17 protein-coding genes are annotated in these 19,334 nt (G+C 71.5%); 5 read left to right on the top strand and 12 right to left on the bottom strand.

From position 1 onward, the window contains the following. The first annotated feature begins 85 nt into the window (after nt 1-85). The 4 genes from WMF31_RS28010 to WMF31_RS27995 all read left to right on the top strand — a co-directional run bounded on the left by WMF31_RS28010 (nt 86) and on the right by WMF31_RS27995 (nt 3,893). The gene (locus WMF31_RS28010) at nt 86-787 is read left to right on the top strand and encodes a helix-turn-helix transcriptional regulator (RefSeq protein WP_436604883.1); all 702 of its coding nucleotides are present in this window, start codon (nt 86-88) and stop codon (nt 785-787) included. Nucleotides 788-916: 129 nt separating this feature from the next. Next, a complete protein-coding gene (locus WMF31_RS28005; protein WP_436604882.1) occupies nt 917-1,738 on the top strand; it encodes an NAD(P)H-binding protein in 822 nt (273 codons plus the stop codon). 236 nt (nt 1,739-1,974) lie between these two features. Continuing rightward, on the top strand, nt 1,975-2,469 hold the full coding sequence (locus WMF31_RS28000; RefSeq protein WP_436604881.1) for an N-acetyltransferase family protein: 495 nt from the start codon (nt 1,975-1,977) through the stop codon (nt 2,467-2,469). A gap of 635 nt (nt 2,470-3,104) precedes the next feature. Then, a complete protein-coding gene (locus WMF31_RS27995; protein ID WP_436604880.1) occupies nt 3,105-3,893 on the top strand; it encodes a YbhB/YbcL family Raf kinase inhibitor-like protein in 789 nt (262 codons plus the stop codon). A gap of 124 nt (nt 3,894-4,017) precedes the next feature. On the opposite strand, the gene WMF31_RS27990 is transcribed toward WMF31_RS27995, so the two are convergent. The 5 genes from WMF31_RS27990 to WMF31_RS27970 all read right to left on the bottom strand — a co-directional run bounded on the left by WMF31_RS27990 (nt 4,018) and on the right by WMF31_RS27970 (nt 8,874). Continuing rightward, the gene (locus tag WMF31_RS27990) at nt 4,018-6,099 is read right to left on the bottom strand and encodes a DUF2169 family type VI secretion system accessory protein (protein WP_436604879.1); all 2,082 of its coding nucleotides are present in this window, start codon (nt 6,097-6,099) and stop codon (nt 4,018-4,020) included. A 3-nt stretch (nt 6,100-6,102) separates the two neighbouring features. Beyond that, nucleotides 6,103-6,474, bottom strand: coding sequence for a PAAR-like domain-containing protein (locus tag WMF31_RS27985; RefSeq protein ID WP_436604878.1), 372 nt, complete (start codon nt 6,472-6,474; stop codon nt 6,103-6,105). 62 nt (nt 6,475-6,536) lie between these two features. Next, nucleotides 6,537-7,271: a DUF3540 domain-containing protein gene (locus tag WMF31_RS27980; protein WP_436604877.1), complete on the bottom strand. Its 735-nt coding sequence runs from the start codon at nt 7,269-7,271 to the stop codon at nt 6,537-6,539. Nucleotides 7,272-7,275: 4 nt separating this feature from the next. Next, entirely contained in the window at nt 7,276-8,352 is a 1,077-nt protein-coding gene (locus WMF31_RS27975; RefSeq protein ID WP_436604876.1) for a pentapeptide repeat-containing protein, read from the bottom strand. A gap of 84 nt (nt 8,353-8,436) precedes the next feature. Beyond that, the gene (locus WMF31_RS27970; protein WP_436604875.1) at nt 8,437-8,874 is read right to left on the bottom strand and encodes a hypothetical protein; all 438 of its coding nucleotides are present in this window, start codon (nt 8,872-8,874) and stop codon (nt 8,437-8,439) included. Nucleotides 8,875-8,946: 72 nt separating this feature from the next. Here WMF31_RS27970 and WMF31_RS27965 point away from each other — a divergent pair, with 72 nt between their 5' ends. Continuing rightward, nucleotides 8,947-10,890, top strand: a complete 1,944-nt coding sequence (locus WMF31_RS27965) for a hypothetical protein (protein WP_436604874.1) — start codon at nt 8,947-8,949, stop codon at nt 10,888-10,890. Between the two features lie 74 nt (nt 10,891-10,964). Here the strand turns inward: WMF31_RS27965 and WMF31_RS27960 are convergent, their stop codons facing one another. From WMF31_RS27960 to WMF31_RS27930, 7 genes are all read right to left on the bottom strand, one after another. Further along, entirely contained in the window at nt 10,965-12,410 is a 1,446-nt protein-coding gene (locus WMF31_RS27960) for a type VI secretion system Vgr family protein (RefSeq protein ID WP_436604873.1), read from the bottom strand. A gap of 78 nt (nt 12,411-12,488) precedes the next feature. Then, complete coding sequence (locus WMF31_RS27955) at nt 12,489-14,165, bottom strand: DUF2169 domain-containing protein (RefSeq protein WP_436604872.1); 1,677 nt, start codon at nt 14,163-14,165, stop codon at nt 12,489-12,491. A 116-nt stretch (nt 14,166-14,281) separates the two neighbouring features. Then, complete coding sequence (locus tag WMF31_RS27950; RefSeq protein WP_436604871.1) at nt 14,282-14,563, bottom strand: transposase zinc-binding domain-containing protein; 282 nt, start codon at nt 14,561-14,563, stop codon at nt 14,282-14,284. Nucleotides 14,564-14,831: 268 nt separating this feature from the next. Then, nucleotides 14,832-15,101: a type II toxin-antitoxin system RelE family toxin gene (locus WMF31_RS27945; protein WP_436604870.1), complete on the bottom strand. Its 270-nt coding sequence runs from the start codon at nt 15,099-15,101 to the stop codon at nt 14,832-14,834. Nucleotides 15,102-15,220: 119 nt separating this feature from the next. Further along, on the bottom strand, nt 15,221-16,189 hold the full coding sequence (locus WMF31_RS27940) for an HTTM domain-containing protein (protein WP_436604869.1): 969 nt from the start codon (nt 16,187-16,189) through the stop codon (nt 15,221-15,223). Beyond that, a complete protein-coding gene (locus tag WMF31_RS27935; RefSeq protein ID WP_436604868.1) occupies nt 16,186-16,665 on the bottom strand; it encodes a hypothetical protein in 480 nt (159 codons plus the stop codon). The genes WMF31_RS27940 and WMF31_RS27935 overlap by 4 nt, the downstream gene beginning before the upstream one ends. Next, nucleotides 16,662-19,166 carry a hypothetical protein gene (locus WMF31_RS27930; protein ID WP_436604867.1) on the bottom strand — a complete coding sequence of 835 codons (2,505 nt, stop codon included), beginning with the start codon at nt 19,164-19,166 and terminating at the stop codon, nt 16,662-16,664. The genes WMF31_RS27935 and WMF31_RS27930 overlap by 4 nt, the downstream gene beginning before the upstream one ends. Nucleotides 19,167-19,334: the final 168 nt, after the last annotated feature.

The raw sequence follows: 19,334 nt of genomic DNA, 5'->3' as shown, positions 1-19,334 counted from the left end.
GCGGCCCTTGGCGACGAGATCGCGCGCCCACGTCGGCCCGCTCCTTGCTCGACGCCGGCCTCCCGTCCTGCGATCGTCGCCGCCGATGGACAGGACCGAGCGCCTCTTCGCGATCATGGACGCGCTCCGCCGCCGCCGGCGTCCGGTCACCGCGGCGGAGCTCGCGGAGGAGCAGGGCACCTCGGTGCGCACGATCTACCGCGACGTACAGAAGCTGATCGGGCTCGGCGCGCCGATCGACGGGGAGGCGGGCGTCGGCTATGTGCTGCGGCCCGGCTTCTTCCTGCCGCCGCTGATGTTCACCGCGGAGGAGCTCGAGGCGCTCGTCCTCGGCGCGCGCTGGGTCGGCGCGCAAGGCGACGAGGCCCTCGCGTCCGCCGCGGAGAACGCGATCGCCAAGATCGCGACCGCCTCCCCCGACGACCTCCGCGGTCGCATCGACGACACGGGGCTCTGGCCGGCCGTGCTCCGTGGGACCGGCGCCCCGCCGAGGCCCATCCTCGGCCTCGTCCGGCGGGCGATGCGAGGGGAGCGCGCGCTCGCGATGCGTTATCGGGGCGAGTCGGGGCACAGCACCGATCGCGAGGTCTGGCCGGTGCAGATCGCGTACTGCGAGGGCAAGCAGATCATCGCGGCGTGGTGCTGCTTGCGCGCGTCGTTCCGGCACTTCCGCGCCGATCGCATCGAGCGCCTCGAGCTCACCGCGCGGCCCTACGGCAAGCCGCGCCGGACGCTGACGGTGGCGTGGTTCGAGGCCCTTATGCGCCAGCGCAGCACGCCGGCGTGAGGTCGGCGAGGGCGTGACGCGATCGCGTGGTCCTCGCTGCTGACACGGGCTGTCAGGAGGGGCGGCGCAAGCTCGTGGGCGCACCCCGCCGGAGCATCGGCGGCGTCCACACACGCACAGGAGAGAACCATGAAGATCCTCGTCACAGGCGCGACCGGCACCGTCGGCAGCGAGATCGTCAAGCAGCTCGTCGAGGGCGGTCACCACGTCCGCGCGCTGAGCCGCGACCCGGCCCGGGCGAGCTTCCCCGCAGGCGTCGAGGCCGTGGCCGGCGATCTGATCGCGCCGGAGACGCTCGCGGCCGCCTTCGAGGGCGTCGAGGCGCTGCACCTGATCAACTTCGGCGGCGACGATCACGCGCCGCTCGAGACCGGGGAGCAGATCGTCGCGCTCGCCAGGCAGGCGGGGGTGCGGCGGATCACGCTGCTGCTCGGCGGCACGCCCACCGCGTTCGACGACGTGGTCAAGGGAGCCGGAGTCGACTGGACGTTTCTTCAGCCGGTGGAGTTCATGGCGAATCACCTCGAATGGGCGGAGTCGATCCGCGCCGAGGGGCTGGTGCGTGAGCCGTTCGTCGAGCGGCTGAGCGCGGTGGTCCACGAGGCCGACATCGCCGCGGTCGCGGTCGCGGCGCTGACGCAGGGCGGCCACGCCGGCAAGACGTACACCCTCACCGGGCCGGAGGCGCTCAGCCTGCGCCAGAAGATCGACATCCTCGCCGCCGCCGCCGGGCGCGAGGTCAAGCTCGTCGAGCTGACGGAGCAGCAGGCGCGCGCGCGGTGGGAGGCGATGGGATATCCGCCCGAGGCCATCGAGTTCTTCGTGGAGATGTGCAGGAACACGCCGGAGATCGGCTACACCGTCGTCCCGACGGTCGAGCAGGTGACCGGGCGACGGGCCCGCAGCTTCGCGCAGTGGGCGGCAGAGCACGCGGCGGCGTTCGCGGCGTAGGGCGAAGCGCGCACCCCCCCGGCCGGGCCTCTCCAACGAGAGAGGCCGGACCGGATCGGGCGGCCGAGGTCATCGACTTCGGTGCTCGCGAGGGCGCGCGCTCGGAGATCGCCTCGGAGCGCGCGAGGCGCGATGCGTCGCCCGTGGCTTGCGCAGGCCGCTCTGCCTTTCGGCCGGGCTTGCAATCCCCGCCTCGCGCAGGCAGGTTTCCTGGGCGCTCCTCGCGGCTCCCACCCATGCTGACCCTCCGGTCCTTTGAACAGCGCGACTGGCCGTCCGTCTGGTCGATTCTCGAGCCCGCGTTCCGCGCGGGGGAGACGTACGCGTTCCCTCCGCAGATCTCCGAGGCCGAAGCGCACGAGGCGTGGGTGGAGGTCCCCGCCGCGACGTTCGTTGCGTGCGCTCCGGGCGGCGCGGTGCTCGGCACGTATTTCCTCAAGCCGAACCAGCCCGGCCTCGGCTCGCATGTGTGCAATTGCGGCTATGTCGTCGCCCCTGAAGCGCAGGGCAAGGGCGTGGCCTACGCGATGTGCGAGCACTCGCAGCGCGAGGCGGTGGGGCGGGGGTTCCGTGCGATGCAGTTCAACCTGGTGGTGTCGACGAACGAGCGCGCCGTGAGGCTCTGGAAGAAGCTCGGCTTCACGGTGGTCGGCACGCTCCCCCGGGCGTTCCGGCACGCGCGTCTTGGCTTCGTGGACGCCTTCGTCATGTACAAAGAGCTCATCGCGTGACACCGGACTCCTTCGCGGCGGTCCTGTCCTGTTGAGCTTGCTGCGCCGCGCGGGATGGGCACGGCTCGGGGCATCCACGGCGCGGTGGTGGAGCGTGCCAGGCCGCCGTCCACAGGAACGTGCCCCACCACTCGCGGCCCCAGCGGGACCACCGCGCCCGCGACAGGTCACGTGACGTCGGCGCGCCGCGGCCGTGACAGGTCACGTGACAAGTATGACCTCCGTCATGGGAGATCTGACCTGCGCGCTCCTCGACACGAACCAGATCAAGTGCTGGGGCGACAGCCTCGGCCACCCAGGCTGTGGCGGGGGCACGGCCCATTGCAGCGATGAGCTCGGCGAGACGGGCGACTACCCTGAGATTGTCGACCTGGGCCCCAGCCACAGGCGCTGGGAGGCTGGCCCGCGAACCGCCGCGAGCACCCCGCGGCGCGCTCCGCCCACCAGAGGCCGACGGCCGAGCTCCTGCGCCGCTTCGCGGCGGCTGCGCTTCAAATGTACCGCGAAACTGCGGGCCTTTGTCGTGCGGCGAAGCGACCGCCATCGCGGCATGAGCGCGGATGTGGCATTATCCGCTCATGCGTACCATCTCGGATAGATTCATTCGTGGCGTTCGATGTCTTGTACTCATAGCCATGCCAGTCGCCGTACTGAACTGTTCCAGCGACGCTGAGACCGATGAGCCGTCGAGCACCGAGTCCGGCTCGTCGGGGGGCGGCGGAGACACCGCGACGAGCAGCGGAGCCGAGGGCAGCACGACCACCAGCAGCACGACCTCGGCCGGTGGATCCGACACCACGACCACCACGTCGGCGACGACAGGGAGCGGCGGAGCGGGTGGCTCGACGGGCGAAGGCGGCAGCGACGGCGCGGGCGGCTCCACGGGTGAGGGCGGCTCCACGGGCGAGGGCGGCGCGCCCTCCGGCGAGTTCACGCTCACGAGCCCCAGCCACCAGGAAGGCGCCGAGTTCGCCGACAAGTACACCTGCGCGGCCGCCGGCTTCGACAAGAGCCTCCTGCCGGAGCTCCGCTGGACCCCGGGACCCGCGGGCACGAAGAGCTACGCCATCACCTTCATCGACCGCACCCTGACGAACCGGACGCCGCCCAGCAACCTCGGCTATCACTGGGTCGTGTACAACATCCCGGCCGAGGTCACGTCGCTGCCCGAGGAGTTCAAGGACGCGGCGGCGATCGGCGCCGCGCAGAGCGGCCCCTACCTCGGCCCGTGCCCCAATTTCAGTGGCGGGAACGCCGAGAACCACACGTACGAGTTCACGATCTACGCGCTCGACACGGAGACGCTGACGGTCTCGGGGTCCAGCACGGCCGCGGTCGCCGATGCGGAGGCCAAGCTCGAGGCGAGCCACCTCGCCAAGACGACGCTCAGCGGGACGTCCGACGCCTCTCCTCCCCGGCCCTGATGAGCGGTCGCGGGCGTTGATCCTCGCCGGGCAACCCGACCGGGGTTGCCCGGCGAGGCGCCACGTCATGCTGCCTCCGGTCTCCGGCACCAATGCCGGCTCCGAAGGCACCCCGCCCCCCCGCCTAGCTCCTGGCGAGCTTCGAGCCTGCCAAGAGCGCCTGATCCAGGCGCGTTTGATCCAGCGTGGCCTTCAACGTCTCAGCCGAGTAGAGGTTCGCGCCACGAAGATCGGCATAACTCAGATCGGCGCTCTCGAAATCGGCCTCCATGAGGTTCGCCTTGACCGCATGGGCCCGGAAAAGCCTGGCATGCCGGAAACGAGCGCCCTTGGCCATCACCCGCTGGAGCAAGGCATGATCGAGCACGCTGTGCGAGAAGATCCCGGCGCTCAGATCCGCCTCCATGAAGTTTGCCGACCGAAGGTCGGCGGCCTGAAACGAGCATCCGGGCGCCCTGACGCGCAGAAACGAGCCCTTCGACAGCTTCGCATCATCCGCCCTGAACCGCACCATGGACGCGTCGTCGAAGCTCGACTCCTCGGCCGAGCAATCGTACATCTGCGCGTCGTCGAGGATCGCGCGCCGAAACGAGGCGAGGCGCAGCGCCGCGCCCGAGAACGTCGCGCCGGCGGCGCTGGCCCCGTCGAAGACGACGCCAAGCAGCGTCGCGTCGGCCAGGTTGGCGCGCGCGAGCTCCGCACCGTCGAACGCTGCCCCGGACGCGCTGGCATCGGCGAGCGTCGCATCGGCAAGCCTCGCGCCAGAGAAGATCGCGTTCGTCAGGTCCGCTCCCGAGAGGTTCGCCCCCGTGAGGTTCGCGCCCTTGAAGCTCGCGCGCGCCGCCGCGACGCGGTCGAGAGCGGCCCCCGCGAGATCCGCGCTGTCGAAGCGCGCCCCCTCGAGCCTGGCACCGGTGAAGCGCGCGCCCGTGAGGTCCTTGCCGCGAAAGTCCATGTCGGTGAGGTCGCAATGAAAGAAGCTCACGCCCGACAGGACGGCCCCGGATGCCACGAGCGCCGCTGCCTCCTCCCTCGGCATCGCGGGCGGAAGCTCGACCGGACCCGCCAGGAACCCGTCCTCGGCGCTGCCGACAGGCGGCGGCGCCTCGGGGCCAGGCGCCTTCGAGACCCGAGGAGCCACCTCGCTCTCGATCAGGGCAAAGAATCGCTGCTGTATCGTCTCGATGGCTGCCCTGGCATGAACATCATCCATGCACGCATGGAGCAGCGCTATCTCGGGCGCGTCCTCACGCGTGACATGGAGGATGCCACGCCACACCAGACAGACCTTCAGCGCGTCCGCGTCGAACCACACCGTGTCCAGGTTCAGCGGGATCTCCCTGAGCTTGCCGCCTGCCTCGCGGGTCTGCTGCGCGAAGGCCCGAGGCGCGAGGCCAGGGAGCTTGCCGTTGATGACCGAGAGCCTGGGGTGCACGCCCGCCAGATAGAAGTCCTCGTCGCCGCGCGGATAGGCGATCTGCTGCTCGGGCGGCGCCGCGTTGAAGTATCTCCAGTCGAAGTCTCGCGGGAAATACGGCCATCGCTCCTTGAGCCAGGTGCCGTCGTACGTGCCCAGCCGCGAAGCCCGGAGCGCCCATGTGGCGGGGACCGGCGCGAAGCACACGGGAGCCGGGCGATCCTGCTCGCTGCGAAGCAGCTTGTCCCCTCGCTCCAGGTTCGGCAGCCAGGGTCCGGCGACCCCCTGGACGAGGCCCCTGCCGACGGGGTTCTCGAGGTGCCCCGGTCCGCCAAAGGCCCGCTCGTAGCGGAGCGGGATGCGATCGAACGGGCTCGGCGCCGACGGCCCGCTCATCTGCCACTTCCGATCGCCGATCGCTGCCAGCGAACGCCGCAAGACCTGGCCGAAGGCGAGCTGCACGTTCGTGGAGCCGGATCGCTGCGGCTGTGCGTACGCGTGCCCCACCATCAAGACATCGGCGCTCGGCTTGAAGGGCGCATGGTCGGACGCGTACCTGAGGGTGCCTTGCGGATCCTCGTCGAAATACACGTCCCCGGTCGGGGGCTCCTGATCGCCCGGAGGGAGCGGCTCGGCCAGCCCCTCCGGGACGATCGTCATCGAGCTCTTGACCACCACGACGAGCGCCTCCTGCGGCGGCAGGAGCTGCCACGGGCGGACGGCCGCGGCGATGGGGCCATCGGTGACGATGGGCACCGTCTCCCTGCGACGAACCGGCAGATCGAGCATGGCTCAGGGCGCGACCAGGACCTTGGCCTGGCTCGGAGAGTCGTGGAGCCCCGCCGGCATGTTGGCGTTGGCGCCGTTATGTGCCGTCTGCGCCGTGAGGTACACGGCGCCCTTCCCCTCGATCTTGACCTTCGAGCTGCCGCGCTTGAACACCACCTTCTGCGCCACCGTCCCGGAGACGACACCCCCCGCGGTCCCCGCCTGATCGCCGGTGCTGGCCGGTATCTCGGACATCTCGACGACAGCGTGCTTGTTCTCGATCATCACCTTCGTCGAGGTCGCCGTGGCGTTGCTCACCATCGCCATGTTGGGGAACGGTATCGGAATGGGCGGGGCCGGCGGCGCCGGAACCTTGCACACATCGGGTATGCCCATGCACGTGCCCCCACCCTTCGATCCCGCTGGCATCATCGCGCTCACTCCTGCTTCTCCTGCCGCTAGCCGAGCAGCACGCGCTCGCCGTCGATGCGCGTGTCTTTCTCCGACGTGATCGTCGTCCGGCGCCCGAGCAGCTCGAGCGTGCTCGACACCAGCGTGCGAAGGCGCCCGGCGCGCGTCTCGAGGAGCCCTTCCACGTCGTGGAACACATCCATGGCGCGCTCGATGACGCGGCCGGCGCGCAGCTCCCACTGGCCCACCGCCCAGTCCGCCTTGACGGCATCAACCGCGAGCGCTCCCGCGGAGACGCGCGCCTTCTCGCTCGCCAGCGCGATCGAGTCCTGCGTCAGCTCGATCTTGCTCCCGTCCACGCCCGCCGAGAGGATCACGCGGCCGGCCGGCGCCGAGAGCTCGAGATCGGACGTCGCGGAGATCCTCAGCTCGCCCGTGGCACCATCCAGGCTCGCGACCAGCGCGCCTCCGGGATCGAAGAGCGCGAGCACCTGCCCCTCGACGGTCGCCCTGGCCCCGGAAGGCGCCACGAGCTGGGAAGGCTGCGCGGCGTGCACGACGCCCGTCACGTAGACGGTGCCCGAGTCCGCCTCTTGAACGAGCACACGATCACCCGTTGTAGGGTGATAACCCGGCACCGCGATGCGGGCCGCCCACTCGGTCTCCGAGCGCGAAACGCCGCGCAGGCGGACACGCCCCTCCTCCACGCCCAGCACGAGCGCCTCGACCACGGGCTGGACGGACACTCCTCTTCGCTGCGCTGCCCCATGTCCTGTCTTCATGACGTCACCCGCTGGTAGAGAAATCTTCCGCGGCCGCTCGGTCTGGATCGGTCCCGCGAAGGCCATTTCTGCTCGCGCCCGAGAGCCGTGCCTGGCTCATGTTCGCGCGGTGCGTGTTCGCGAAATCGAGGATGGCATGGGCCAGCGTGGCGTGGCTCAGGTCCGCGTGGGACAGGTCTGCCCACGCCAGCGAGGCGCCCTCCAGCGAGGCGCCCCGCAGATCGGCCTTGCCGAGCCTGGCCTGACCCAGCTTTGCGCCTCGAAGCTGCACCCCCGGCGCCGTGACGCGGACGAGCTCGGCGTCCTCGAGGATCGCCAGCGAGAGATCGGCCCCCTCGAGCCTCGCCTCGGTGAAGTCCGCGCGCTTGCCCTGGAGGCCCATGAGCCTGGCGCGCCGCAGATCCGCCCGCGCGAAGCAGCTCTGGGCCGCCTTGACCCCGCGCAGATCGGCGCCCTCGAGCCTGGCGTCGGACAGGTTGGCATCCTCGAGGCTCGCGCCATGAAAGCTCACACCCGTGCCCTCAACGCGTTCCAGCAGGCACTGACGGAGCTCGGTGCGCTCGTCCAGCTTGCACGTCGTGAGGTCCGCGCCGCTGAAGTCCGCCAGAAAGAAGCGCGCCCCCCGCAGATCGGCCGCGCCGAGCGCGGAGCTCCCCACACGGCACGTCGTCAGATCCAGCCCGGCGAGCGACGCGCCCGCGAGCGTGACGTCCGCGAGGTCCGTGCGGAGGAAGCGCGCCTCGCGCAGATCGGCGCCGGTCAGATCGGCCCCCGCCAGGTTGGCCTCCACGAGGAGCGCCTGCGCGAGGCGCGCGCCGAGGAGCTGGGCATCGGCCAGATCGGCGCCGGTGAAGTCGGCCCCGGCGAGCTCGACCCCCGAGAACTGCGCGCCCGTGAGCCGCGACCCGGCGAGCTTGGCGCCCGCGAGCGACACGCTCACCCACCGCGTTCGCTGGAGGTCCATCTCGCGCAGATCGACGCCGGTGAGGTCCACCGCCTCGACGTGCACCCCCCGCGCCCTGCCCTGAGCACAGAGCTCCATCAGATGAGCGCGGCTCGTGACGACGGTGGCTGCGGTCATCGTGGCTCCTCGGCGCCGACCCGGCGCACGCGCCATGCTACCAGAGACGCAGGGCGCCCAGGGGGAAATGTCCCCTCCTCCGCGTCACGCGCCGTCGTCTTCCTTGGGACGCTTGATCCCGTAGAGCTGCCCGTCGCCGGCGTCGATCAGCTTGAACCGCGGCTGGCGCATCTGCGGCGGGATATGCGCCTCCACGAAGCGGTTCCAGTTCGACGCCATCACGCAGAGCGCCTGGAAATACGTCTCGGGGTCGAGCCGCAGCGAGGAGACCACGCGCGCGCGCTCCGCTCCGGCGCGCCCATCGAGCGCGTTGCGGCCCGGGAACGGCGCGTGGTCGGTGAACACGACGGCGAACTGGCGCGGCGAGTGCAGGACCTGCACGCCGTTCGCCGCAGCGGGCGCCGCCTCCGTGGACCAGTCGATCGGCATCGCGCCCGGCTCGGCAGGGTTCACGGCGCCGCTCGCCTTCATGGCCTCTTGCATCGCTTTGATCGCGCTCTCGGCGTCCTCGGGGCTGCCCATCGGGCTCGTATAGCAGAGTGCTGCGCTTCGGGGTATGGGCCGGGGCCGTCTTCCGGCATAGTGGGCGCGCCCATGACGTCGACCCAGCCGAACCCCGCCTCCACCGGTAGCGCGAGCTCACTGACCTTCTCCCCCGCCGCGCTGCGCTTCGGGCCCGTGCCCGCAGGGGCGGCCGACGTGCGCGTGGTCGTGGTGCAGAACGGCACGGACGAGGCGGTGAGCCTCGCGCTCGATCCCGGCGCCGCCGAGTTCAGCGTCCTGGGCGACGCGACGACGGTCGACGCCGGGCAAGAGGCCGAGCTGTTTTTGCAGTATCAATCCGCGGCCGAAGGCACGCACAGGGCGGCCTTGACGGCGACTGGCCTGTCGGGCGAGCTCGAGCGCTGCGCGCTCTCCGGCACGACCATCCCGAGCCTGACGATCGATCCCAGCGCGATCGCCTTCGGCGACGTGCCGGTCGGGCAGAGCCGCGTGGAGGTGCTCTTCGTCACGAACGCGACCGGCAGCGACGTCGAGCTCGCGCTGAGCCCGGAGGTCGGGGGCACGTTCACGATCTCCCCCGCGAGGGTGCCGAGCACGTCGGTGCCGACGGTGATCGCGGTCACCTACGTGCCTGATGCGATCGGCCCCGCCCAGGCCACGCTCCGCCTCTCGGGCTCGCAGCTCTTCGCATCGATCTCGGGCGCCGGTGTCGTCCCCAGCGACATCGATTTCGTGGACGCGGACGCACAGCGCTTCAAGGTCGAGGTGCCGTTCGACCACGCGCGCCTGTTCCTCGGGGCCGGCGTCACCAGCAGCCCGGCGGGCACCTTCTCGAACGTCGACGGCTGCGGCCTCGACGCCGACTCGAACATCTATCTCAGCGCGCGCAACAAGCGCATCTTCGCGCAAGCGGGCGGAGACATCTTTCTCCAGGCCGACGGCGGCGAAGAAGGAGATGGCTTCGCGCAGCTGCACCAGCAAGGATCGAGCGGGAAGGCGATCCTCAGCTCGAACGGCACGGCGTACGTGGCGGGAAAGGGCGGCGTCACCATCAGCGCCGGCGTCAAGGTCAAGCGCGAGGACGGCGCAGCGTTCGACAGCACGCCAGACACCGGGACGATTGACACCCTTGCGATCACCTTCACCGCGTTTGACATGGCCGTCGCTACCAAGCTCTTCTGGGACGCGGGGCGGAGCTACCTGGAAGATCGCGCCGACACGCCGCGCTTGAAGCAGTTCGTGGAGATCGCCGGCGCGGTCGCGGCCCTCGCCGCCCCCGTCCTCGGCGGGTTGGGCGCCGGCGGCCTGGTCCCGGGTGTCACGCTCTTCGGGGCGGGCGGCATCTCGATCTTCAGCCCCGCGTATACCGTCGTCCACGGCGTGGCGGGGCTCGCGCTGGTCTCCATGTATCCAGCGATCTTCGGCCTGGTCGACGCGGGGATCTGGGCGGGGGACGACGTCGGCATCACGGCCTCGACGGGCGCCGTGAAGGTGTTCGGCGGCAAGGCGGTGAATGTGCACGCCGCGGAAGAGATCTCGATCGAGGCGTCGACCAACAAGCACCAGGACGGTGGCACGATCGAGCTCAAGGGGAGGGCGATCAGGATCGGCGGCGGCGAGGGTTCAGCGACGGAGCCACGCACGAGCAGCATCGAGGTGAGGGCGCAGTCGCTCGTGATCCGGGTCGGCAGAGGTGTTATCAGGATGGATGAAGAGGGCAACATCGAGCTCGGCAACGACCACAAACCGAACATGATCAGCATTGGTCCCGCAGGCATCGAGCTCGACGCCGTGAGCGTCGTCGCCCGCGGCCGCGCGTCCAGCCTGGAGCTCGACGACAGGCAAGTGAAGCTCTCCTTCGGCGCGAACGACTCCCTGATCATGAACCAGAACATCATCCAGCTGAGCCGGCTCAACACCGGCAGCGTGTCGATCGCGCCGAACCTTACCTCGCTGAACTACAAGGAAAAGGCAGCCGTTATCGCGGGCGCGAGCGGCCTGCAGCTCCTTGGCAAGCGGCACAACATCGTCTGACCCTGGTCCTCTATTATCGGTGGTCGTCGCTCTTTCCGAGATGTAGGCGCCGAGCGCTGGGCTCCGCGTCGTGATCAGACGTAATCGTCGAGCTCGACGATGATGCCCGAGACGGTCCTGATCTGATTGACGTGCGCGTTCGAGGCCGTGACCGGGGACGGCGCAGACTCGTTGGGGATGGCCCCGACGATGATGGGCCTGTCAGGATCGCCGTCGATGAACCCGAGCAGCACCTCCGTCCCCGGCTTGACAGGGAAATGCATGCCGTAGCCCGGTCCCGCGTGCGGCTGCGCCATGCGCACCGGCCGCGACGCCTTGGCGCCGCCGCCCGCCGCGGTGTCGAAATGGAACTGGACGGTGTACCTGCCCTTCGGATCGATCCGCGCGCGCCGCCCCACCGCGTTCGACTCCACGACCCCGCTGAGCAGCCCGTGGATCCGCGGCCTCGGCGTGATCCTGGGCGGCCTGTACGCGCGGCTCGCGGGGATCGCGCGAAACGAGTTCCTGTAGGAAGGCGCGCCCTCGACGCCGCCGTGCCCCCCCACGACCTGGTTCGCCTCGTGCTCGACCTCGACGAGCAGGAGGCCGCTCTCCTGCACGTGGCGGTGTCCCTCCAGCGTGAACCGCAGGCCCGCGCCGAAGGCGGGGACATCGCTCTCCCCGACATAGACATCGCGCGTGGACTGGCGCTCTTCGGCGCGGACCCGGGCGAAGAATTTCCCTTCGTCCGGCGTCTTGAAGTGCGTGCCGTACTCCACGACACCGCCTGCATACGCCGCAGGAAGCTCATGATGCGCGGTCAGGTCGATGCGCGGATTTCGATAGTTGTAGTCCTGTACGACGTACCCGGCCGGGATGAGGCGTGTCTTCACCTCCAGCGAGAAGACGTCGCGTTGCTCGCCCCTGGGCCGGAAAGGCACGTCGCCGCCATCGCCCACGGCGCCGAACCCCTCCATGTGATCGGTGAGCACCAGCACCTCGCGCTCCTCGCCGTGCTCGAAGAAGAAGCTGATCCCGAGGTGCTCCGCGAGGCGCGAGATGAACGCGAGGTCGCTCTCCCTGTACTGCACGACGAACTCGCGCGGCGGATAGGCCTCGAGGAGCCGCTGCTGGAAATCCGACGCGATGCCCACGAGCTCGATCTTCTGCTGGATCATCTGTGGGATGGTGAGATCCATCAAGATCTCCTGCGTCTCGACCAGCGTGAGGCGCCACGCGCGCGGGACGAGGAGCAGATCGTAGCTCCGGTATTCCGCCTCGACCTCCAGGCGGTCCACGAGCTCGGCGATCATGCCGTGAACACGCCTGAGCACGACGCCGTCCCGCTCCATGACGATCGTCACTTCGGCGCCCACGACCTCGTCCCTCGGCAGCCCCTCGGGATCGAGGCACAGAATCGAGAGCTGGAACGAGAAGAGCTGCGAGATGACCTCACGGCCGCGGAGCGCGCGGACCCGCACGAGATCGCAGCGGAACGCCGCGGATTCCAGGCGGATGGTGAGCGGGTGCTTCACCGACATGGATAGCAGGAGACCCCAGGATGACGACCACGTCAAGCGATACGGCGATTCTCGCCCGATGTTCCGCTGCGATAACCGTCACCGTGTGAAGCGGCCGTAGAGCACGTGCTTCACGTCCACCGAACGACCGGGAGCCTCCGGCGCTCGCGGCGGTGGCGGCGGCGCCGGCGGCGGCGACTCGACCTCCGAGAACGCCCGCGGCTCGGCCGCGTAAACCCTCCTGGGCGCGGCCCCGGCGGCTCGCGGCTCCGCGGGGCTCGGGGGCACCGCCGAACCCGCCGGCGACGCATCGGGGTCCGGCGCCGCTTGCGGCGGGCTATCCGGCCGCGGAGGCTCCGCGGCCGGCGAAGCGGCGCCGTCGCGTCCGGCGGCAGGCGCGCGGTGCGCTGGTGCTTCGAGCTCGGCGGGAGATGCGTCGCGAACGGGGTGCGGCGCGCTGTCTGACGGACGATTCACCACGAACGGCAGCGCGTCGCGCTCCGGCCCCTGCTGCATCATCCCCGTGGCGGTCGGGAACGGTTGCGTGAGGAGGAGGTCTTCGCGTCCCCGGCGCCGAGGTCGAGGCGCTGGCGCCGGTGGAATCGCTGGCGGCAGGTCCGGACGGAACGGCAGCGTGGCGGGCTTCAGGCGCGGCGCCCCCTCGGGCTCATCCTCCAGCGGCACGGTGTGGAGCAGGTGCGCTCTCGAAGGCACAGCGCCGTGCCGCGCAGCGCCGGCGGTGCCCCCGGCCTCCGACGTGCCGGAGACCGTGGGAATCGGCGCCGGCTGCGCCCTCGCAGCCGGCGTGGAGCTCTCGGGCCATGACAGCGGCTCTCCCTCGACCTCCACGGACGCGGCCGCCCGCATGGACGCGAGCGCCGAGCGGCTGGGCAGCGCGAGTTGCCCGCGCCACACGAGCGTGCACCGCTCCTCGTCGGCGTCGATACGGAGCGTGTCCGCGCTGAGCACGAGCGTCCCATTCGCGATGCCGTGCTCGCTCAATCCGGAGACCCTCGCGAGGCCGCGCGCGCGCGGCACCCTCGTGGCGAGGCGCGGCACGCCGGGGCGCACCCCGTGGAGCACGATCCACTCACCGCCGCGCAGGCGGTCGAGCCGCTGATCAGGCGGCGCTGCCTGGAAGTATTCCCACGCAAAATCATCGGGGATATCCGCGAACGGAGCTTCGATGCTCGTCCTCTGGCACGCGCCGAGGAGCTTGCGCCGGGAGGGCCATGTCCCGCCGATCGGGCCGAGACACGCGGGCCTGCGCGGGTCGGCCGGCGCGACGAGGTTGGGCTCCCCGTCACCGGGGAGCGCCCCCAGACCGACGGGGTTGTCGAAATACCCCGCCCCGCCGAACGCCCGCTCGTACACGAGTGGCATTCGCTGGAATGACGCGGTGTGGCGGACCAGGAGCGACTTCTGCAGGAGCGTGCGCCCCCCGTCGGCCACGGCCAAGCCCACCTGCACCGACTGCGCAGGTGCTCCGGTGGGTGAGTAGGCGTGTCCCGTCAGGACGACATCGACCTTGGTCAGATGAGGCGCCAGATCGCGGGCGATTCGGGTGCTGCTGCTCGGGTCGTCATGATGCGGGACGTCGTGCTCGACGATGCGCTCCGGCTCGATCCGTCGCATGGTGCCGTCGGGCACGAGGCGAAAGGTCGCCTTGACCACGATCGTCGCATGGATACGGCCCCGATAGCGCCAAGCGATGGCCGCGGCGGCGCAGCCCGGTGCGGTCACGATCGCGTCACTCGAAAACGGCCCGCCGCTCATTTCCTCTCCTCTCGTCGCCTCTCCAGGCGCCTGACCCGCGAGGCCTCAGGGGGCCCGGAGCCATCTTGACACCACGTTCCATAGAAGGAAATGGTGAACCTTCGCCCGCGTCAGGCTCAGCGCGGACGGGGAGAAGGAAGTCCAAACGTCTCAAAGACGTCGAGCCCCCCGCTCATCCGCCGCGCGTCGCAGCTCGGGCAGTGGCCGCGCCTCTTGCAGGAGTAAGCGACCAGGAGGTCGTGACCGCGTTCATCGCACTGGAACCGTGGAGATCCGTGCGCGAATACTCCGCAGCGCAGGTAACCGCGAAATGCCTGCTCTACGTACCGAGGTAGCGGTCGCTCGTAGGGTCCGCGGGCGTGCGAGGAGCGATTCGAGGTTCTCTCGAAGCAGCCCATGGAGGATTGTCTCCTCGGGGCGATGGGGCGCGTACCCAGCCGGAAATTTTGCCCACGGCGCAAGGTGCACCGCACACGGTCCAGCAGAAGCAACGGAGGCGCCGCTTGAAGCCAACATGGCCCCGCACCCCGCCGGCCTCCGTGCCAGGAAGCAGGAGCTCCCACGATCCCGGAGGCTCCGACGGAGCGCGACGGTTCGCCCCCCGCGGAGTCGTCCCGCCAGGGATTTCTGACGCGCGGAACTAGAGAGAGTCGCTCCCGTCTCGCCTCAGGTGTGCCCGACGCCCAAGAGCTCGACCTCGTTGAAACCGCTCACCGTGAAGAACAGGCGATTATAGCTCCCCAGATAGAGGTGCCACTCGTCCCCCGCGCCGCTGAGCTTCGTGCAGTCGATGTGCAGCTCCCTGGCGGCGTCGAACGGGCCTCTTTGCGGCACGAGCTCGATCCACTCGTTGAGCTTTCGCTCCTCGGAGCCCAGGAGCCCCGCCTTCGACAGCTGCTTCTCGTACTTTCTCGCCCACGTGATCGTCCAAGCCACGTCCGCCTCCTGTCCCCCCCGGCCAGCGCGTGGGGGCCAAAATTATCGAGGCCCGGTCGAGAGCCGTCAAGTCACGCCGGAGTCGCGCGGAAAAAACTCGCAGGCCGTTCACGGAGGGCTCATCGACGCTCCGATCGGCGGCCGAGCGGCGCCTCGCCGCCCCGCCTCGACGCGGGCGGCGGCCCCGCGCGGCGCGGGCGCCTCAGGTCGCGCATCTTCTCGAGCTCGAAGAACCCCGCGAACGCGACGCCGAGCAGCGGGTAGGGGAACAGGATCGCCATCGTCAGGAGCACGCCGAGGTGGAAGAGCCACGCGGCGCCGCAGAAGACGACGGCGATGCGCCGGCTGAACAGCGCGAGCGGGGCGCCGAGCTCCAGGGCCAGCGTCGCGGACGCGAGCGGCGGGAACAGGAACGGATAGCGGACCAGCGCGCCGCCGAGCGGAGAGTGGGTGTCGCCGAGCGCGAGCTTCCGCACGTTGTCGTGAGCGATGATGTCGCGCAGGATGTCGCTCGTCGCCCACGCGAGCCCGCTGTTCCGCAGCTTGGTGATCCCCGCGATGAAATAGGCGAGCACTGTGATCGCGCAGAGGAGCCGGATCGGCCAGCCGTAGCGGCCGTCCGGCTCCGGCGGCGCGGCGCCCGCGCGGCGCGCGGCGCGCGCGTCGAGCGCGTACGCGTCGGCGGCGGGCGCGAGGGCGAGCGCGATCACGTGGAGCACGAGCAGGTTCTCGGTGTGAAACACCATGCCCCAGGAGCTCCGGTAGCTCAGCACCCAGAGCAGGAGCGCGCCGAAGACCGGCCCGAAGGCGCGGAACCGGTAGCCCGCGACGAAGGCCGCGCCCGCCGCGATCGCCGCGGCGACGAGGCCCCGCACCGCCCAGAGCGGGAGCGGCGCGGACAGCGCCGAGACCACGCCGATCGGCCGGAAGCTCTCCGGCGGCAGGTGCCCGACCCGCTGGAGGTGCGCCGCGCGGACGCACAGGTACACGAGGGCGAAGCCGCCGACCAAGAGCCGCAGGATCGCGAGCCGCTCGGCGGGCGCCTCCGCGAAGAAGGCGCGGTCGAATCGCTCGAGGAGCCGCCTCATCGCGCGCGCACCTTGCAGCGCGCGTGGCGCTTCGCGTCGGTGGGGGTCTCGTGCCCCTCGAAGAACGCCACGGCGTCGAACGTGTCGGTCCGGATCTCCACCGCGACGAGATCCGCGAACCCGTCCTGCTCCGCGACCCGCGCCGCGATGCTGCGGCAGAGCGCGCGCGTGGCGCGGGGGCCCTGCCGGATGCCGTTCGCGAGCGTGGCCTTGGCCTGCAGGACCTCCTCGCTGCCCACGAGCCGCGGCGGGAGCGGCCGCCGCTTGCCCCGGGAGTCCACGCCCACCGCGCGCTCCACCGTGGTGCTCGCGCCGCGTCGACCGCGGGAGAACATGGGGTAGGTCGACAGCGGGAAGCTGTCCACGGGGGGACGTCGGAACAGCGGCGCCAGCATGAGGAGCAGCATCGCCGCGGTCACGCCGTACGCGTACGCCCTGCGCGCGGGCGCGCCGGCCGCCGCCGACCCCGCGCTCACAGCCGCCCCGCGGGCGGAGCGCTCCGCCCGGGCACGAGGCCCAGCATCCTGCCGCCGTGGCCGAGCGCGGCCCAGGCGTGCTGCACGTAGTCGATGCGGATCCGCGGGGAGGCCATGCTCTCGCTGAAGCCGCCCTCGATGGTCACGTCGCGCGCGCACGCGAAGCAGGTCGCGCGCGACCACTGCTGCCGCACCAGGAAGCCGAGCACCCGCTCCAGGAGCGCGCGGTCGGCCGCGAGATCCTCGCCGCGCGCCCCCTTGACCGCCATCGCCGCGGCCAGCGCCTCGCCGAAGCCCGCCGTCGCCGTGTTGTGCGGCGGCAGCACGTTGCCGAAGCCGTAGCCGCCCACCAGATCGGGCGTCACCCCGCTGTCCTCGTCGAGCACGAGGCGCGACTTGAACGCCACGTAGTCGAGGCAGAACCGCTCGTAGTCGTCCCGGCGGTGGTGGCCGAGCGCCGCGCGCGCCGCGAGGCAGTGCCAGTTCTCCTCCATGTACACGAAATCACTGGCGAAATGGTCCCAGTAGCGGTTCGCGTAATAGTCCATGGCCCGGTCGACGGCGGCGCGCACCTCGGCCGCGGGCGGGAGCGCGGGCCCGGGCTCGCTGGCGGCGAGCGCCTCGAGGAGGGTCAGCGCGAGCACCGACTGGCCCCCCTCGTAGAGCTGCGTGGGACCGAGGACGGGCGCGGCGCGCGCGAGGTCGAGCTGCGGGGCGAAGCCGCCGTCGTCCCGCTGCGTCGCGAGGATCATGCCGGCCAGGCGGCCGATGAGCGCGTCGTGCGCGTCGCCCGCGAGGTCGCGGCACGACAGGAACGCGACCAGGCTCAGCGCCGTGGGGTTGAGGTTCGCGACCGTCGTCGGGCTGTCGGCCGGGTAGACGAGCGCGCCGATCGCGCCGCCCTCGCCGGCCCGGCGCTCCAGCTTCGCGAGCAGCCCGAGCGAGCGCCGCACGGCCGCCTCGATCCTGGAGGGCGCCGGCGCCTCGCCCGCGTCGTTTGCGTCGCCCGCGCCGTCCCCGAGCTCGCAGAGGGCCAGCGTGGTGCCGGCCTGCCGCGCGATCGAGAAGCTGTCGAACGAGGCGCGCCCGCTGAACGGGTCGACGAGGTAGCGGAACATGCCGTCCTTCCGCTGCGCGTCGACGATGTAGCGCTCGGCCGCCGCCGTCGCGGCCTGGACGGTCGCCTCGGTGAGCGGGACCCCGGGCTCGCCGATCCGCGACAGCAGGTGGAGCGCGCCCGCGTCGTCGACCCCATAGCTCAGCGTCTCGATCCGCAGCAGGCCGTCGCGCAGCGCGGAGTCGTCGGCGCTCGAGGCGCCCCGGCCGCCAGGCGGCTCGGGCTCGCCGAGGGCGCGGCGCAGGACGGCGAGGTCCGCGCCGAAGCGGAAGTCGGGGACGCCGGCGAGCGGCGCGTGCGTGTTGAAGGCGTCGAGCGCGATGAGCTGCCACGGCATGAGGCAGCGCTCCGCGAGGCAGAGGCCGTCGAGCCCGGGGCGCAGCGACAGCCCGGAGAGGCCCGGTCCGGGCGTGTCGAGCGGTTGCACGGCCGAGACCACGTCGATCTTGAGGGGGCCGCGCAGCGCCCCGGCGAGCGCGTCGCGCAGCGCCGCCGCGGCGTCCTCGCCGGGCGCGGGCTGGAGGCATCGGGTGGCGACGTCGGCGGCCCTGGGCGCCCGGCCGCGGCGGGCGCGAGCGCGGGTGAGGTGGGTGATCACGAGGGTGGAGCGCCCCGGCCGCGGGGGCGCGTCGCACGCGGCCGGCGCCGTGGTCCTGAGCGAGGGCGCCTTGCCCCGCGGCGGAGGGCGCGCGTCGAACGACGCGAGCGCGTCGCGCAGCGCCGCCCCGGTGCGCGCGGGCGCGCCGCCCGGCACGGGCAGGACGTCGGCCTTGGCGGTGCGGTGGCGCAGGGCCAGCGAGAGCGCGGCCACGAGGGCGAGCGCGGCGAGCGCGGCGAGCGCGGGCGAGGGCCGACGGCGCGAGCGGAGCAGGCGGAGGCCGCCGGTCGAGGCGACGCCCCAGCAGGCGAAGGGCAGCGTGAAGAGCGCGACGACCGCCCAGACCGCGAGCAGGGCGGCCGCGATGCCGGCGCCGAGGCCGCGGTTGAGCGAGGCCACGTAGACGGCCGACGAGAGGAGGCCGTGGCTCAGGAACGCGAGGTAGCCGAGCGAGAAGAAGGACGTGACGCGGAAGGCGCGCGGCGCGAAGGGGTGGGGGAGGAGCGAGAGCAGGGCGGTCGCGGCGTGGAGCAGCGCGAGCGCGTGCGTGACCGCGGCGAAGAGCGTCCACGACCGGAAGGGGAGCGAGAGCGCGGCCCAGGCGAAGACGGGCGCGTGGAGGGCGCTGAGCAGCGCGACGGCCCAGCGCCGGGCCGGGCGGGCCTCTTCGCGGTCGCGGCGCTCGGCGGGCGCGGGGGCGGCCGCGCCCTGGGCTACGGCGTCCTGGGGCGCGCTGTCGTGGAGCGGCTCCGTGGGCGCAGGGGGGGCGGTGTCGGGCGCCTGCATGGTGCGGCGACGCTTACCACGACGCCGGGGTTGCACGATCGCCCCGCGGCGTACGGCGCGGCGCGTCGGGCGCGGGCGATGCGCGCGGCGCAGCGGGCGCGGGCGATGCGCGCGGCGCGGCGGGCGCGGGCGATGCGCGCGGCGCAGGCGATGCGCTCGACGCCGAGG

Source organism: Sorangium sp. So ce1036 (assembly GCF_051369805.1).
Lineage (GTDB): Bacteria > Myxococcota_A > Polyangia > Polyangiales > Polyangiaceae > Sorangium > Sorangium cellulosum_F.
Note: the sequence above shows the minus strand (reverse complement) of the source record. Positions and strands in the feature narration are given on the sequence as shown.